At 63.8% G+C, this 14989-nt stretch carries 17 protein-coding genes; 13 read left to right on the top strand and 4 right to left on the bottom strand.

Going from position 1 to position 14989, the window contains the following annotated elements; genetic code table 11:
• Positions 1-328: 328 nt before the first annotated feature.
• Positions 329-910, bottom strand: a complete 582-nt coding sequence (locus RBA40_RS28420; protein WP_374710561.1) for a hypothetical protein — start codon at positions 908-910, stop codon at positions 329-331.
• Positions 911-1233: 323 nt separating this feature from the next.
• Here RBA40_RS28420 and RBA40_RS28415 point away from each other — a divergent pair, with 323 nt between their 5' ends.
• From RBA40_RS28415 to RBA40_RS28365, 11 genes are all read left to right on the top strand, one after another.
• Positions 1234-2721, top strand: coding sequence for a B12-binding domain-containing radical SAM protein (locus tag RBA40_RS28415; protein ID WP_306651823.1), 1488 nt, complete (start codon positions 1234-1236; stop codon positions 2719-2721).
• Between the two features lie 107 nt (positions 2722-2828).
• Positions 2829-3962 (top strand): MlaE family ABC transporter permease, encoded by a 1134-nt coding sequence (locus tag RBA40_RS28410; protein ID WP_306651821.1) that lies wholly within the window; start codon positions 2829-2831, stop codon positions 3960-3962.
• A 41-nt stretch (positions 3963-4003) separates the two neighbouring features.
• The gene (locus RBA40_RS28405) at positions 4004-4819 is read left to right on the top strand and encodes an ABC transporter ATP-binding protein (protein ID WP_229423808.1); all 816 of its coding nucleotides are present in this window, start codon (positions 4004-4006) and stop codon (positions 4817-4819) included.
• A 3-nt stretch (positions 4820-4822) separates the two neighbouring features.
• Positions 4823-5782 (top strand): MlaD family protein, encoded by a 960-nt coding sequence (locus tag RBA40_RS28400; protein WP_306651820.1) that lies wholly within the window; start codon positions 4823-4825, stop codon positions 5780-5782.
• A gap of 8 nt (positions 5783-5790) precedes the next feature.
• On the top strand, positions 5791-6474 hold the full coding sequence (locus tag RBA40_RS28395) for an ABC-type transport auxiliary lipoprotein family protein (RefSeq protein WP_306651819.1): 684 nt from the start codon (positions 5791-5793) through the stop codon (positions 6472-6474).
• Positions 6471-7649: a VanZ family protein gene (locus RBA40_RS28390; RefSeq protein ID WP_306651817.1), complete on the top strand. Its 1179-nt coding sequence runs from the start codon at positions 6471-6473 to the stop codon at positions 7647-7649. The genes RBA40_RS28395 and RBA40_RS28390 overlap by 4 nt, the downstream gene beginning before the upstream one ends.
• 67 nt (positions 7650-7716) lie before the next feature.
• Positions 7717-8034, top strand: coding sequence for a (2Fe-2S) ferredoxin domain-containing protein (locus RBA40_RS28385; RefSeq protein ID WP_306651815.1), 318 nt, complete (start codon positions 7717-7719; stop codon positions 8032-8034).
• 12 nt (positions 8035-8046) lie between these two features.
• On the top strand, positions 8047-8712 hold the full coding sequence (locus RBA40_RS28380) for an alpha/beta hydrolase (RefSeq protein WP_374710560.1): 666 nt from the start codon (positions 8047-8049) through the stop codon (positions 8710-8712).
• A 45-nt stretch (positions 8713-8757) separates the two neighbouring features.
• On the top strand, positions 8758-9903 hold the full coding sequence (locus RBA40_RS28375; RefSeq protein WP_306651813.1) for a D-alanyl-D-alanine carboxypeptidase family protein: 1146 nt from the start codon (positions 8758-8760) through the stop codon (positions 9901-9903).
• Between the two features lie 76 nt (positions 9904-9979).
• A complete protein-coding gene (locus RBA40_RS28370; RefSeq protein WP_306651812.1) occupies positions 9980-10906 on the top strand; it encodes an aldo/keto reductase in 927 nt (308 codons plus the stop codon).
• A gap of 20 nt (positions 10907-10926) precedes the next feature.
• On the top strand, positions 10927-11226 hold the full coding sequence (locus RBA40_RS28365) for a metal-sensitive transcriptional regulator (protein WP_306651811.1): 300 nt from the start codon (positions 10927-10929) through the stop codon (positions 11224-11226).
• Positions 11227-11245: 19 nt separating this feature from the next.
• On the opposite strand, the gene pssA is transcribed toward RBA40_RS28365, so the two are convergent.
• Positions 11246-12025 carry a CDP-diacylglycerol--serine O-phosphatidyltransferase gene (pssA, locus tag RBA40_RS28360; RefSeq protein WP_306651810.1) on the bottom strand — a complete coding sequence of 260 codons (780 nt, stop codon included), beginning with the start codon at positions 12023-12025 and terminating at the stop codon, positions 11246-11248.
• Positions 12026-12175: 150 nt separating this feature from the next.
• Here pssA and RBA40_RS28355 point away from each other — a divergent pair, with 150 nt between their 5' ends.
• Together RBA40_RS28355 and RBA40_RS28350 are read left to right on the top strand one after the other, a co-directional pair.
• Positions 12176-13123, top strand: a complete 948-nt coding sequence (locus RBA40_RS28355; protein WP_306651809.1) for a CAP domain-containing protein — start codon at positions 12176-12178, stop codon at positions 13121-13123.
• Between the two features lie 74 nt (positions 13124-13197).
• Positions 13198-13830, top strand: a complete 633-nt coding sequence (locus RBA40_RS28350) for an Hpt domain-containing protein (protein WP_306651807.1) — start codon at positions 13198-13200, stop codon at positions 13828-13830.
• Positions 13831-13863: 33 nt separating this feature from the next.
• On the opposite strand, the gene RBA40_RS28345 is transcribed toward RBA40_RS28350, so the two are convergent.
• Together RBA40_RS28345 and RBA40_RS28340 are read right to left on the bottom strand one after the other, a co-directional pair.
• Complete coding sequence (locus tag RBA40_RS28345; RefSeq protein WP_306651806.1) at positions 13864-14049, bottom strand: hypothetical protein; 186 nt, start codon at positions 14047-14049, stop codon at positions 13864-13866.
• A 316-nt stretch (positions 14050-14365) separates the two neighbouring features.
• Positions 14366-14920 carry a DUF1439 domain-containing protein gene (locus tag RBA40_RS28340; RefSeq protein ID WP_306651804.1) on the bottom strand — a complete coding sequence of 185 codons (555 nt, stop codon included), beginning with the start codon at positions 14918-14920 and terminating at the stop codon, positions 14366-14368.
• Between the last annotated feature and the right edge of the window lie 69 nt (positions 14921-14989).

Genomic DNA, 14989 nt, shown 5'->3' with positions numbered 1-14989 from the left:
TTTCTTTTTTGTGAACATTTGATAATTTAAGTATTCAACATCGCTTACGCTTTGTTGGCACCTTCATCAAACGCCCACACTTATCGACTGTTAATTGTTAAAGAACTTATTCGGTGTTTCTTCTGCCGCATGGTACGAAGCGTTGTGTTCGTTGCAGCAGAGAGGTGAGATTATGCAGCGTTTCGCGTTTCTCGTCAACCTCTTTTTCTTACTTCGCTTCTTTCGAAACGCCCCTGATCTGTCCTGCAACTACTTGATTTCGCTACCGAATCAGCGGGAGGCAAACTATAGCAAAAGGGCCGCGTTTCCACAAGCCACCTTTTGCCGATTACTTCGATTTATAGGTGATCAGCGGCATGGCCACATCCACGTTGTTGACCACATCATTGGTTCCGCCCGACATATCAAGGCTCGCCTTGTCGCACCATTGCACCCGACCCGACGTACTCTGGCCCAGCACCTCAGCCATGACCTCATGAATCTTGGCCGCGACCTCGCCCTGGAGTGCAGTCCGCCTGGCGGGAGCCATGTCGGCCATCGCGCGCCGCTGCTTTTCGATAAAGCTGCTGTTGCGCTGCTTCCAGCCGTTGGCGGCGGTAACGAATTTCTTGCTCAGGGGCGCCGCATTGGAACAGACCGGCTCAAACTTGGCGGCCACTTCGGACATCAGCGCCACCACCAGCACGGCATGCTGCAGCTCGGGCGACGGCACGCCGGCAGCCGAGATGCCACCGCCGGACGCATCGGCGCCGCTTCCCTTGGGGCGCGGCGCGATCTTGGGCTGGGCCGGCACCGGACCCTCCACTGCGCGCAGCACCGAGCCCTTCATCACGCTGACCTTGAGCTTGTCGCCGTTTTGCGGACGGTCGGAAAACGTGACTTTCCCATCCGGACCGACGGTCTTGTACATTTGCTGCGCGGACGCGGCGCAGCAAATAAGGGCAGCAACGATGACAAAAATGGGCTTTAATTTATTCATGTGACAAAAAGTGGCGCACTACTCCACACGAGGGTGATCGATTCATATACTAACGTAGCATGGGGGCGATATGCGTAAATATATTTCCCATACGCACTTTTCTGAGCAAGAACACAACAGCTTGGCTCTTCAACCGCATTTGAATGCAAGATTTATGCCTGAAATTGTCATATGGTAGCAAAATCCCACTGGCACCTGCCGGTCACCAGCCCTGCGCGCAGGTAGAATGGCAGCTTTCGCCAACGCCGCCCGCCATGACCATCCTGCTCTCGACCCTGAACGCCCGTTACGCCCACGCCTCGCTGGGGCTGCGCTATCTACTGGCAAACATGGGCCCCCTGCAGGAGCAAACCAGCCTGCACGAATTCGTGATCGGCGCGAAGACCACCGAAATCGTCGAACGCCTGCTGGCGCAATCGCCGCGCATCATCGGTTTCGGTATCTATATATGGAACGTCGAGGAAACCACCAGGGTTGTCGCCATGCTCAAGCGCGTCGCGCCCCAGGTGGTGATCGTGCTGGGCGGGCCGGAAGTGTCGCACGAGCCGGGCGAGCAAGCCATTGTGCAGATGGCGGACTACCTAGTGACCGGCTGGGGCGACGTCACCTTCCCCAAGCTGTGCGGCGAGATCCTGCACGGCCCCAAGCCGCTGATGAAGATCCACGCCGGCGTGCAGCCGCCGATGGCCGACATCGCCATGCCCTACTCCTTATATACGGACAACGACATCGCCAACCGCACCTTATATGTGGAAGCGTCGCGCGGCTGCCCGTTCAAGTGCGAGTTCTGCCTGTCGGCGCTCGACAAGACCGCCTGGCCCTTCGGCCTGGACACCTTCCTGGGCGAGCTCGAAACGCTGCACGCCCGCGGCGCGCGCCTGTTCAAGTTCGTCGACCGCACCTTCAACCTCAATATCAAGACCAGCCTGAAGATCATGCAGTTCTTCCTCGACAAACTCGAAGCGAACCCGGACGACCCGGTCTACGCCCACTTCGAGCTGGTCCCCGACCACCTGCCCGATGCGCTCAAGGATGGCATCCGCAAGTTCCCGCCCGGCGCGCTGCAGTTCGAGATCGGCATCCAGAGTTTCAATCCGGCGGTCCAGGCGCTGGTGAGCCGGCGCCAGGACAACGCCAAGGCCGCCGAGAACATCCGCTGGCTGTGCGAACAGTCGCACGCCCACCTGCACGTCGACCTGATCGCCGGCCTCCCGGGCGAGGACATGGACAGCTTCGCGCGCGGCTTCGACCAGCTGGTGGCCCTCAAGCCGCACGAAATCCAGTTCGGCATTCTCAAGCGCCTGCGCGGCACGCCGATCATCCGCCACACCGAAGAACACGGACTGGTCTTCGATCCCTACCCGCCGTACACCATCCTGGCGACGAAGCTGATCGACTTCCAGACCATGCAGCGCCTGGTGCGCTTTGCGCGCTACTGGGACCTGGTGGCCAACTCGGGACGCTTCGCGCACACGCTCGTGCACCTCCTGGGCGAGTCGCCCTTCGCCAACTTCATGGCCTTCTCCGACTGGATCTATGCGAAAACCGATGCCACCCACCGCATTGCGCTCGACCGCCTGGCCAAGCTGGTCGCGCAATGGCTCGAGACGCGCGGCATGAGCCGTACCGACGCGGCGCAACTGGTGGGCAGCGATTATGCCGGCCGCATCGACGCCCCGGCCGAGAAGGCCAAGCCGGTAGCGAGCGTGCCGCAGCGCCAGGCGCGTCATCTGGCAGCGTGACGGCCGTGCATACGCGCGCGCTGTAAACAAACGATTACATAGGCGGTCCCGCCCCCCGCGCACGAACTCCTGTAGCGGTCACGGCGATTCTCTTTTACACTGGCGCAATGCAGATTGAAAATGCGCCAACTTTAACCCTCGAATCGCCTGATGCAGGCTCGCCCCAATCGGTCGTCGCCAACGGGATCTGGCAGGTCCACGCGCTGGCCCAGTGCGGCGCGATCAAGACCATCAACGCCACCCTCACCTCGCTCAAGGACAAGCCGGCGCTGGTATGGGACCTGACCCAGATCGTCCGCCTCGACCACATCGGCGCCCAGATGTTCTGGAACGCCTGGGGCAAGAAGCGTCCCGCGCAGCTCCAGCTGGCCGAAAAACAGGAAGAACTGTTCAAGCGCATCGAAGAAGCGAGCAAGCTGCAGATGCCGCGCACGCGCCCCAACCGTTTCAACTGGGTGATGACACTGGGCAGCGGCATGCTCAACTTCTTCGAGCATACGCAAGGTTTCATCCGCCTGATCGGCCAGGTGGTGCAGGATATCGGCCGCTTCATCCGCCATCCGATGACGGGGCCGTGGCGCGAAGTCTCGGCCAATATTTTCCATTCCGGCTTCCAGGCGCTCGGCATCACCGCGCTGGTGGGCTTTCTGATCGGCGTCGTGCTGTCCTATCTGTCGGCCCAGCAGCTGCGCATGTTCGGCGGCGATATGTACCTGGTCAACATCCTGGGCATGAGCGTGATCCGCGAACTAGGACCGCTGCTGGCCGCCATTCTGGTCGCGGGCCGTTCCGGGTCCTCCATCACCGCGCAGCTCGGGGTGATGCGCGTGACCGAGGAACTCGACGCCATGCTGGTCATGGGCATCTCGCACGGCTACCGCCTGATCATGCCGAAAGTGGTGGCGCTGGCGATTTCGATGCCGCTGCTGGTGGTATGGACCGATGCCATGGCCCTGATCGGCGGCATGGTCTCGGCCAAGGTCGAACTGAACCTGTCGGCGCGCTACTTCCTGCAAAAGCTGCCGGACGCGGTGCCGCTGTCGAACTACATCATCGGCCTGCTCAAGGGGACCACCTTCGGCATGCTCATTGCGCTGGTATCCTGTCACTTCGGCCTGCGCATCAAGCCGAACACCGAAAGCCTGGGGCGCGGAACCACCACCTCGGTCGTCACCGCCATCACGGTGGTGATCCTGGCCGACGCGGTGTTTGCGATTATTTTCAGCGGAGTCGGTTTCTGATGGATGAACAACAAGCGGAAGGCGCGCGCCAGCACCTGAACATGCGGCCCGAGGAAGATGTCGGCCCGCCGGTGGTCCAGATCACCAAGCTGTGGACCAAATTCGGCCGCACCGTGGTGCACCAGGACCTGAACCTGGACATCTACCAGGGCGAGATCCTGTCGATCGTGGGCGGCTCGGGCACCGGCAAGACCGTGCTGCTGCGCCAGATGCTGGGCCTGGAGACGCCCGCGAAAGGCTGCGTGCGCGTGTTCGGCGAAGACATCAGCGAGGCCGACGCCGACCAGCTGCAGCGCATGCGCAACCACTGGGGCATGCTGTTCCAGCAGGGCGCGCTGTATTCGGCGCTGACCGTGTTCGACAACATCGCCCAGCCGCTGCGCGAATTGCGCGCCCTGCCCGAAGACGTGATCCAGGACGCCGTGCTGCTGAAAATGAACATGGTGGGACTGGGCGTCGAACACGCCAAGAAGATGCCGTCCGACCTGTCCGGCGGCATGATCAAGCGCGCCTCGCTGGCGCGCGCGCTGGCGCTCGAACCGCAGCTGCTGTTCCTCGACGAGCCCACCGCGGGCCTCGACCCCGACCTGTCGGACGCGTTTGTCGCGCTGATCCAGTCGCTGCACCGCGAGCTGGGACTGACCGTGGTCATGGTCACGCACGACCTGGACACCCTGTTCGCGCTGTCGACCCGGATCGCGGTGCTAGCCGAAAAACACGTGATCGCGATCGGACCGACGCGCGATGTCCTGAAAGTGGACCATCCCTTCATCAAACAATTCTTCCTGGGTGCGCGCGGCCAGCGCGCCCTCGAAGTGCTCGACGAATACGACGCCGAGCACGCACCGGAGCACTAGCATATGGAAAACAGATCACACGCCCTGATGACAGGTTTCTTTACGATTGCGCTGCTGGTGGCCACGGTCCTGGCGGGCATCTGGTTCAACCGCGACCGGGTCGAGCGCGTGCCCTACCAGATCGCCACCATCCAGTCGATCCCGGGCCTCAATCCCCAGGCGGCGGTGCGCTACCGCGGCCTGGAAGTGGGCAAGGTCGACGACATCAGCTTCGATACCAAGACTCCCGGCCAGATCCTGATCCATCTGTCGGTCGATGCGGAAGCGCCGATCACCCGCACCACCTTCGCCACCCTCGGCTACCAGGGCGTGACCGGAATCGCCTTCATCCAGCTCGACGACGAAAAAACCGGCTCGACCCTGATGGCCAGCAGCGAAGAGAAGCTGGCGCGCATTCCGCTGCGTCCCGGCCTGCTCGACCAGCTTGAAAAGCGCGGCCTGGTGATCCTCGACAAAGCCGAGGAACTGGCCACCCGCCTGGACGCCATGGCGGCGCCGGAAAACCAGAAGATCATCCTCGATGCCTTCGCCAACATCAGCAAGGCCGCCATTGCCTACGGCGAGATTCCGGCCAAGCTCGAACCGACCCTGGCGCGCCTGCCGCAACTGACGGCCAAGGCCGACCAGAGCCTGGCTTCGTTCGACACCTTCACGTCCAGCGCCACCGCCATGACGCGCAGCTACACCAAACTGGCCGACGACCTGCAGTCGCCCAATGGCGCCATTGCACGCCTGAACAGCACCGTGGACCGGGTCGGCGGCTCGCTCGAAGCGGTCACCACCGACCTCGAAATGCAAACGCTGCCGCACTTCGTGGCCATGACCGACGAAGCGCGCACCTCGCTGCGGGCCGTGCGCCGCACCATGAATTCGCTCAACGACCGTCCGCAAAGCCTGCTGTTCGGCGCCGCGCCGCCCACCCCGGGGCCGGGTGAACCAGGTTTTACCGCACCGACCAAATGAGGACCACCGTGAATCACACCCAGAATCCACGCACGAACGTGTCCACGAACGTGACCACGAACGTGTCCACGAATGTGCATGCCAGCCTGCGCCGCCTGCTGCTGGCCGCAAGCACCGGCGCCGCCCTCCTGCTGGCCGGCTGCGCCAGCGAAAAACCGGCCCTGAACACCACCTTCGACTTCGGTCCCGCGACCAATGCCGCGCAGGCCGCGCGCGCGCCGATCGCCGCCGTCGTGGTGGGCGACGTCACCGGTTCGGCGGCGCTCGACAGCGAGCGTATGTACTACCGCCTGAACTACAGCGACCCGCTGCAGGCGCGCGCCTACGCCAACAGCCGCTGGAGCGCCACGCCGCTGCAGATGGTCACCCAGCGCCTGAAGTCGCGCATCGCCCAGTCGGGCGCCAAGGTGCTCAGCGTGAGCGACGCCTCCGACGGCGTGCCGATCCTGCGCCTCGAAATCGACGACTTCACCCACAACTTCGACAGTCAGGCCCAGAGCCACGGCCAGCTGGTGCTGCGCGCGTCGCTGTTCCAGGGGCATAAACTGATCGACCAGAAAACCTTCGACCGCAAGAACCCCGCCACCAGCATGGATGCCGGCGGCGGCGCGCGCGCGCTGGCCGGCGCCACCGACACGGTCGCCGCCGACGTCATCGCCTGGCTCGCCACGCTGCCGCTCAAAAAAGAATGAACGCGCCCGACGCGCCGGGGCCCGGTCCCGTACCCGCACCGCTGACGGCCGCCGTGCGCGGTTCGCCCGTGGCGCGCGCGTCGCTGCTGGCCTACATGCTGCTGATCGTGTACGCCAGCTGGTTTCCGTTTTCCGGCTGGCGCGGCAGTGGCCTGTCGCCGCTGATTTTCCTGACCCTGTCCATGCCCCAGTACTGGACCGGCTTCGACGTGATGGTCAACATCATCGGCTACATCCCGCTCGGCACTCTGCTGGTGCTGGCCATGTACCCGCGCGTGCGCGGCGTGTGGGCCGTCCTCGCCGCGGCCATCCTCGGCATCCTCGCATCGGGCACGATGGAAGCGGTACAGACCTACCTTCCCAGCCGCGTGCCGTCGAGCCTGGACTTCATCACCAACTCGGCCGGCTCGCTGGTGGGGGCCATCATCGGCGCCCTCGGCGCGCGCTCGTTCCTCGACCAGAGCCGCCTGTACAAGCTGCGCCAGCGCTGGTTCGCGGCCCACGCCAGCCAGGGCCTGGTGCTGCTGGCCCTGTGGCCGCTGGCCCAGATCTATCCGCTCGGCTACATGTTCGGCCATGGCCAGCTGCTGCCGATTTTTTCCGAATGGCTCTCGGCCTGGCTCGACACCGATATCGACCTGGTCACCCTGCTGCGTCCCGGCGCCGCCATGAGCGTGGAACAATACTGGCTGTCGGAAACCATCATCACCGCCTGCGGCATGACCGGCGCCGTCCTGACCATGCTGTGCCTGCTGCGGCGCGGCGCCCCGCGCCTGTTGCTGATCGGCGCCATGCTGGGCGCGGCGCTGCTGACCAAGACCCTGGCCAGCTCCCTGCTGTTCAAGCCCGACAATGCGCTGGCCTGGATCACCCCGGGTGCCCAGGGCGGCTTCCTGATCGGCCTGATCATGCTCGCCGGCCTGGCCTTCGCGCCTGAAAAAGCGCAGCGGCGGCTGGCGGTGGTCACTCTCGTGCTCAGCCTGCTGGTGGTGAACACGATCCCGGTCAACCCCTACTTCAGTGCCACCCTGCAAGGCTGGGTGCAAGGCAAGTTCCTGAACTTTAATGGCGCAGCGCAATTCCTATCCCTGCTATGGCCGTTTTTTGCGATCTGGTTCCTGCTGCTGCCCTCGCATAAACTCAATCGGCGCGAAGAGCGCGTATCATTGCGCTAGCTTGACGCGTAGTTTTGCGCGCATGCAAATACCGATCACGCAGTACAGGAAAGAAACGGGAACCCCCATGAGCGATACACCCTACTTCGAGCAGCACGTCTTTATCTGCATAAATGTGCGCGAGGATGGACGCCAGTGCTGCGGCAAGCTCGGCGCCGAAATCGCGCAAAAGCACGCCAAGCGCCGCATGAAGGAGCTCGGCCTGAACGGGCACGGCAAGGTGCGCATCAACCAGGCCGGCTGCCTCGACCGCTGCGACGAAGGCCCGGTGCTGGTGGTCTATCCGCAAGGCACCTGGTACACCTATGTCGACACCAGCGACATCGATGACATCATCGACTCCCATTTGGTTGGCGGCAAGGTTGTCGACCGTCTCAAAATCTGATTACTTGTTTACATGAACACTGCCACGCATAATCTGCTGAACAAAAACGCTGAAAAATTCACCCTGGCCGGCGGCGCCGGCCCGATGGAATGCCTGCTCGACCTGCCGGCAGGCGCGCCGCGCGGCATCGCCCTGGTAGCCCATCCGCACCCGCTGTACGGCGGCACCATGGATAACAAGGTGGCGCAAACCCTGGCGCGCACGTTCGTTGCGCTCGGCTACGCGGTGGCGCGCTTTAACTTTCGCGGTGTCGGCGCATCGGCCGGCGTGCACGATGGCGGCGCCGGCGAGACCGATGACATGGCCCTCATGCTCGCGCACATGCAAGCCCAGTACCCGGGGCTGCCGGTGGCGCTGTCGGGCTTTTCGTTCGGCACCTTTGTGCAAGCCCAGCTGCAGCAACGCCTGATCGCCGCAGGGCGCCCGGCCGAGCGCCTGGTGCTGGTCGGCACGGCCGCCGGCAAGTGGCCGATGCCCGATGTGCCGGCCGACACCATCCTGATCCACGGCGAAGTCGACGACACCATTACCCTGGCCCAGGTGCTGGACTGGGCGCGGCCGCAAGACATTCCGGTCATCGTCATTCCCGGCGCCGATCATTTCTTCCACCGCAAACTGGCCCACATCAAGACACTGGTGGTCCAACTGTGGCGGCGTGAGGGTGAAACCCCACTATAATTGGGCGCCCTTTTTTTGCACCACCTTTATTGAGTACTTATTCCCATGAGAAAACTTATTGCCGCACTGGCTGCCAGTGTCCTGGCGCTATCGTCCGCCGTTGCGCAAACCATGCCCTCGCCGACCATCGCTGCGCGCTCCTGGATGCTGCTCGACGCCACCAGTGGTCAGATCATCGCCTCGCACGAGCCCAACGCCCGCATCGAACCGGCCTCGCTGACCAAGATCATGACGGCCTACCTGACCTTTGCCGCGCTCAAGGAAAAGAAGCTGGCCCTGAACCAGATGATCAACGTCTCGGTCAGGGCCTGGAAGGTCGACGCCAGCAGCTCCAAGATGTTCATCGACCCGGCCACGCCGGTCTCGGTGGACGACCTGCTGCACGGCCTGATGGTGCAGTCCGGTAACGACGCCGCCGTCGCCCTGGCCGAAGCGGTCGCCGGCGACGAAAGCGCCTTCGTGTTCCTGATGAACCGTGAAGCCCAGCGCATGGGCCTGAAAAACACGCGCTTCGCCAACCCGCACGGCTTGCCGCACCCCGACAACTTTTCCACCGCCCACGACCTGTCGGTCCTGGCCGCGCGCGTGATCGCCGACTACCCCGAGTTTTACAAGATCGACTCGGTCAAAAGCTTCACCTACAACAAGATCACCCAGCCGAACCGCAACCGCCTGCTGTGGCTCGACCCGACGGTGGACGGCATGAAGACCGGCCACACCGAAGCGGCCGGATTCTGCATGATCGCCTCGGCGCGCCGTCCCAACGGCAACAGCCAGCGCCGCCTGATTTCGGTCGTGCTCGGCACCAATTCCGACCAGGCGCGCACGCAGGAAAGCCAGAAGCTGCTCAACTGGGGCTTCCAGAACTTCGACACGGTCAAGCTGTATGCCAAGGGCCAGGCGATCCAGACGCCGGAAGTGTGGAAAGGATCGGCCAACGTGGTCAAGATCGGCTTCAACCAGGACGTGCTGGTGACGGTGCCGAAAGGTGTCGCGGCCAAGATGAAGCCTGTACTCGAACGCAACGACCCGCTGGTCGCCCCGCTGCCGCTCAACAGCAAAGTCGGCACCCTGAAGATGATGGTCGATGGCAAGCAGATGCTGGAATTGCCGGTGGTGGCGCTGGAAGAAGTGCCGCAAGCCTCGATCTTCGGCCGCGCCTGGGACTCGATGCGTCTCTGGCTCAAGTAAGCCGCAAAGTTGCCTGACCGGGGTCAGACCTCGCTTAGGCAATTGACGCTATTAAATTTGAAAAAGAAAGAAACCGATGACCGCAGTCCTGCCCGCCGACCTGTTTTGCCCACGCGTAAGTACACGCTCCCATGGCCCCGACCTGTCGCGCATCGTCGCCGGCATGTGGCGCATGGGCGAGTGGGGCATGTCGGCCGAGCAGCGCGTCGCGTTCATCGAGCAGTGCATCGCGCTCGGCGTGACCAGCTTCGACCATGCCGATATCTACGGCAACTATGGCGTCGAGGGCCTGTTCGGCGAAGCCCTGCGCCTGCAGCCTTCGCTGCGCGACCGTATCGAGCTGATCAGCAAGTGCGGCATCAAGCTGGTATCCCCGCAACGCCCGCAGCATGCAATCCAGCATTACGACACCAGCGCCGCCCACATCGTGGCCTCGGTCGAGCAATCGCTGCGCCAGCTGCACACCGACCGCCTCGACCTGCTGCTGATCCACCGTCCCGATCCGCTCATGGAGTTCGACGAGATCGCCGCCGCCTTCGCGGCCCTGCGCCAGGCCGGCAAGGTGCGCCATTTCGGCGTGTCGAATTTTTCGCGCCACCAGTTCGAGTCGCTCAACCGGCGCATCGAACTGGCCACCAACCAGGTCGAGTTCTCGCCCCTGCACACCACGCCCATGTTCGACGAGACCTTCGACGGCCTGCAGGACCTGGACGTGGCGCCGATGATCTGGTCGCCGCTGGCCGGCGGACGCCTGTTCGCCAGCAGCGACGACAATGCCGATCACCTGCGCCTGGTCATCAAGGGCATCGCCGATGCGCTGAACCAGCCATTCGCCAGCGTGGTGTTTGCGTGGATCATGCAGTTGCCGTGCCGTCCAGTGCCGCTGACCGGCACCGGCCGCATCGAAGCGATTGCCGTGGCCGTCGCCGGCACCCGCTTCACGCTCAGCCGCGGCGACTGGTTCGCCATCCTGCGCGCCGCGCGCGGTCACGAAGTGGCGTAAGCCGGCCGGGAGCAACGAGGATGACGGAGATCGTCGAGAGCACGGCCCTCACCGCCCTGCAAAAGAAGGACTTGCTGCACCGACTGGCGCGCATCGAGGGCCAGTTGCGCGGGGTGCAGAAGCTGATCGCGCAAGCCGCCACGCCGTCCGATTGCGACGCGGTGGCGCAGCAGATGGCGGCGGCGCGCAAGGCGCTGGACCGCTCTTTCGTGCAACTGCTCACCAATACCATCCAAACCCAGAGCGCCAACGCGCGCGACCTGACCGAAGCACAAGCCAGCGCCAGCAAGCTGGCCGCCATGCTCGACAAGTTCGCCTGAGGCGCTCGCGCCCCGGGTGCTAGTCTTCGTACACGGCCGGGGCCGGCACGCCGCGCCAGCCCAGTTGCCACGCGATATTGAGCAGCAGGGTCACGCTGATGTACAGCACGAAAAACAGCACGAAGAAGCGCGTCTGCAGCCAGGCGAGCAAGGCGACCCCGATGCCGATAACGACGAACAGCAGCATGCTTTTCGGCTGCTTGGAGCTGGGAAAACGCACCGTCGAGACCATCAGCGTGCCGACGCCCACCATCAGCAGCATGACCAGATAAGCTTGCATGGTGGTGGTCAGCGGCGCCGGCCAGGCGACCACGACGGCGGCGACGCAGGCGGCGCCGGCCGTGATCGGCATGCCGACGAAGTAGCGCGGATCGGTGCGTCCGACATTGACGTTAAAGCGCGCCAGCCGCAGCGCGCCGCAGGCGACAAAGACGAAACAGGCCAGGCCGCCGGCGCGCAGCAGGGTCGGATGGTCGGCGCCCAGTTGCACGAAGCCGTAGCAATAGAGCAGCATGGCCGGCGCGCAGCCGAAATTCATGACGTCGGCGATCGAGTCGAGCTGCATGCCGAATTCGGATGAGGTATTGGTGGCGCGCGCGACAAAGCCGTCGAGCGCGTCGAACACGCCGGCCAGCACCAGCAGGATGGCGGACATGCGGTAGTCCGCGGCAAGGCCGACGTGGGCATTGTCGACCGACATGACGATACTGCCGAAGCCGCACGCAATCGATAGCAGCGTGACAAAGCTCGGCAGGGCAAACTTGGCGCGCGCGAGGCGCTGCTGGCGTGTGGGTTTCAAGTGGTTTCGCAATCGCATCGAGGATAGTGTTGGTATTTTACAGCGTCGACCTGCATGCGCCAGATCAAACGGCGGCAAACAAATCTCACCGATTTCTGAATTCCCCTAGAATCAATTCTCAAGAGATTTTTCCAGCCGGGGGAGAGCAGGATGAACAGATTGCATCGCTGGAGCACGCTGGCAGCGGGTCTGTCATGCGCGCTGGCCATGTCCGCCTGCGGCGGCGACGGCGACAATCCCCCCTCGGCCCAGACCAGCGCCTCGGCCGCGCTGGCCCAGGTGCCGGGCGCCCCCCTCGCCACCAACAATACCGCGGTCGACGGCTTGAACTGGATTAACTTCCGCCGTGCCCAGATCGGCATGCCTGCACTCACGCGCAACGCCAATATCGAGCGTGCCGCCCAGGGTCACTCTGACTATCAGAAGAGCAACAACAAGGTGACGCACGACCAGACCGCCGGCGCCCCCGGCTATACCGGCGCGCAGCTGCTGGACCGCCTGACCGGTGCCGGCTATGTGTTCGTACCGAGCAACACTGCCTATGGCGAAGTGATCTCGGCCACCTCGAACGCGTCCGGCTTTTACATGGCGGAAGAATTGATCACGGCCATCTATCACCGCTTCGTGATGTTCGAGCCCAAATTCAAGGAAATCGGCACCGGTTCGGCCACCAACGCCGCCGGCTACACCTATTTCACCAGCAACTTCGCGTCCAACAACGGCTTCGGCCCCGGCGTGGGACGCGGCAATATCGCGACCTGGCCGGCCGATGGCCAGGCTGGCGTCACGCCTAATTTTTTCAGCAACTACGAAGAACCGGACCCGGTCGAGAACCTCAACGAAGTGGGCTACCCGATCAGTGTGCACGCCGACCTCGACGCCGCGCTGACGGTGGACAGCTTCACCGTGCGCCCGCGCGGCGCAGCGCTGCTCGACGTCAAGCTGCTCAAGCTCGGCGTGGACAGCCACACGCCCAAGTCGGCCGCCGCCATCATCCCGCTCACCGTGCTGGCGCCACGAACGGTGTACGACGTCAGCTTCTCCGGCACCATCGACGGCCTGCCAATCACGAAAACCTGGTCTTTCACGAGCAAATAGGGCGATACGGCCGCGGTTTGCCGTTGAAAATCTGCTATCGTGTGGTTTATTAGATAATGAACATCAGTCCATTCATGCCTCCGAGAGAGAAGCCGCCCGCCCCCATCGAATTGCGTGCCGATGCGACCGCGCGCGCGGTGATCGATATGGCCGACGGCATCGACCGCATCATGGGCAACCGCGATCTCTACGCGCGCATGCTCAAGCGCTTTCGCAGCGATTATGCGCACGGGGCGGTGCCGATCGCCGAAGCGCTTGGCGCGGGCGACACCATCGTGGCGCATCGCCTGGCGCATACCCTGAAAGGCGCGGCCGGCATGATCGGCGCGCACCGCCTGCACCAGCATGCCTGCGCCCTGGAACTGGCGATCCGCACCGATCCCCTGGCGCAGCAAGTGGCGCTCAATGCGCTCGCGGGCGCCTTCGACAAGGTCTTGCACCTGCTCGACCAGGTGCTGGCCGGCAGTGCGCCGGACGGCTTCGTGCTCGACATGCCGCAGCGCCCGCTGCTGCAGGACCCGGTGCTGCTGGCGCGGCTGGTGGAATTACTGATCGACGCCGATGGCGCGGCGGTCGACCTGCTGGACGAGTCGGGTGCGAGCCTGCGCGTGATCCTGGGCGAGGCCAGGCTGGCACGGGTGACGGCAGCGGTGAATGACTTCGATTTCGATGGCGCCCTGCGCGCGCTCAGGCAAACCGCGCTCTGATCGACGGCGATCGCGCGGCGTGGCGCGGCCGCGTCAGCGGGTGTATTCGGCTTCCTCGTCGAACGAATCGGCGCAGGCCTTGCCGCAGAAGCGCTTGACGCTGTCGAGCGGCTTTTCACAATACCAGCACGAGCCCTTGGGCGGCAGGGCCTGACGCGGCCTCACCGGCGCCGACGGCGCGTCGGACGAGACGTCGAGCCCCGCCTCCTTTTCCGGCAAACTTTCCTCTATCGTTCCCACGAGTCACCCCCAAAATGGCAGCACAGCGAATTCTCAGAGCAAGATTACTTTAGCGGAATACTTTGGACATGAGAATTCGCAAGTCCGGCGGCATTCGGTGAAACGGTCACGATCAATCCCAAGTTTGCACGCAATATGCGGCTGCCGCAATCAAGGGAAAACACACGTTCGTTGCGACGCAACAACCACGGAGATACCCGACAGTGGGTAGATTCGCAGCGTTAAATCATAGCAGGGTTGGAAATGCGCGTCGGCCGCGGGGACGGCCGGGAAGGAAGGGAAAATGCCGGCGGCCTTACTTCGCCGGCTCGACCGTGACGATGAGGGAGGAGGCGGTGGTCTGGATGCGCGTCGGTACGAATTGCACCCCGGCATAGCGCAAATCTTCCGGGCGGAAGTTGTAGACCGCGACATCGGCGACGACCTTGTTCATCAGCACATTCGCCGCCGCGGCCAGGTTGCGCTGTTGTGCGGCGTCGATGCCATCGATGGCGAAGCGGTCCACGCGCGGCTCGGCCATCAGCACGGCGTTGCGGCCCGCATCGATATACGGGCGGCCGGACATGGCCAGGCTGCCGCGCCATGACTGGCGCGTGAAGGGCGAGGCCACCGCCGCCTCCAGGGAAACGCCGACGCGGCCGCTGCCGGGGACGAGCGACAGTTGCGGGCGGTGGAGCTGGATATCGAAGATGTCCAGCGCCCGGTTGCTGATGGGGAAGCGCCGGTCCATGCCTGCCTGCAGCTTACTTAATGGAAGTTCAATCTGGCGCGGGCCGATCACGCTGGCGCAGGAGGCCAGCAGGCTGCCGGCCAGCGCCAGCAGCGCGCATGTGCGGAGGAGCTTTTTCATGAGACGAAGGCTAGCATAATTCAATGGGGACGGCCGCGAGCGTGATGATGCGCGGGACTTCCCGTCCGC

The sequence above is a fragment of the Massilia pseudoviolaceinigra genome (assembly GCF_030846505.1).
GTDB lineage: Bacteria > Pseudomonadota > Gammaproteobacteria > Burkholderiales > Burkholderiaceae_D > Telluria_A > Telluria_A violaceinigra.
Note: the sequence above shows the minus strand (reverse complement) of the source record. Positions and strands in the feature narration are given on the sequence as shown.

Bases quoted from the DNA above. Each gene is read 5' to 3' on its own strand.
- RBA40_RS28420 (WP_374710561.1), bottom strand. From the start codon at position 910: ATGTACAAGACCGTCGGTCCGGATGGGAAAGTCACGTTTTCCGACCGT.
- RBA40_RS28340 (WP_306651804.1), bottom strand. From the start codon at position 14,920: ATGAAAAAGCTCCTCCGCACATGCGCGCTGCTGGCGCTGGCCGGCAGC.
- RBA40_RS28415 (WP_306651823.1), top strand. From the start codon at position 1,234: ATGACCATCCTGCTCTCGACCCTGAACGCCCGTTACGCCCACGCCTCG.
- RBA40_RS28390 (WP_306651817.1), top strand. From the start codon at position 6,471: ATGAACGCGCCCGACGCGCCGGGGCCCGGTCCCGTACCCGCACCGCTG.
- RBA40_RS28370 (WP_306651812.1), top strand. From the start codon at position 9,980: ATGACCGCAGTCCTGCCCGCCGACCTGTTTTGCCCACGCGTAAGTACA.
- RBA40_RS28400 (WP_306651820.1), top strand. From the start codon at position 4,823: ATGGAAAACAGATCACACGCCCTGATGACAGGTTTCTTTACGATTGCG.
- RBA40_RS28365 (WP_306651811.1), top strand. From the start codon at position 10,927: ATGACGGAGATCGTCGAGAGCACGGCCCTCACCGCCCTGCAAAAGAAG.
- RBA40_RS28410 (WP_306651821.1), top strand. From the start codon at position 2,829: ATGCAGATTGAAAATGCGCCAACTTTAACCCTCGAATCGCCTGATGCA.
- RBA40_RS28375 (WP_306651813.1), top strand. From the start codon at position 8,758: ATGAGAAAACTTATTGCCGCACTGGCTGCCAGTGTCCTGGCGCTATCG.
- RBA40_RS28385 (WP_306651815.1), top strand. From the start codon at position 7,717: ATGAGCGATACACCCTACTTCGAGCAGCACGTCTTTATCTGCATAAAT.
- RBA40_RS28350 (WP_306651807.1), top strand. From the start codon at position 13,198: ATGCCTCCGAGAGAGAAGCCGCCCGCCCCCATCGAATTGCGTGCCGAT.
- RBA40_RS28355 (WP_306651809.1), top strand. From the start codon at position 12,176: ATGAACAGATTGCATCGCTGGAGCACGCTGGCAGCGGGTCTGTCATGC.
- RBA40_RS28405 (WP_229423808.1), top strand. From the start codon at position 4,004: ATGCGGCCCGAGGAAGATGTCGGCCCGCCGGTGGTCCAGATCACCAAG.
- RBA40_RS28380 (WP_374710560.1), top strand. From the start codon at position 8,047: ATGAACACTGCCACGCATAATCTGCTGAACAAAAACGCTGAAAAATTC.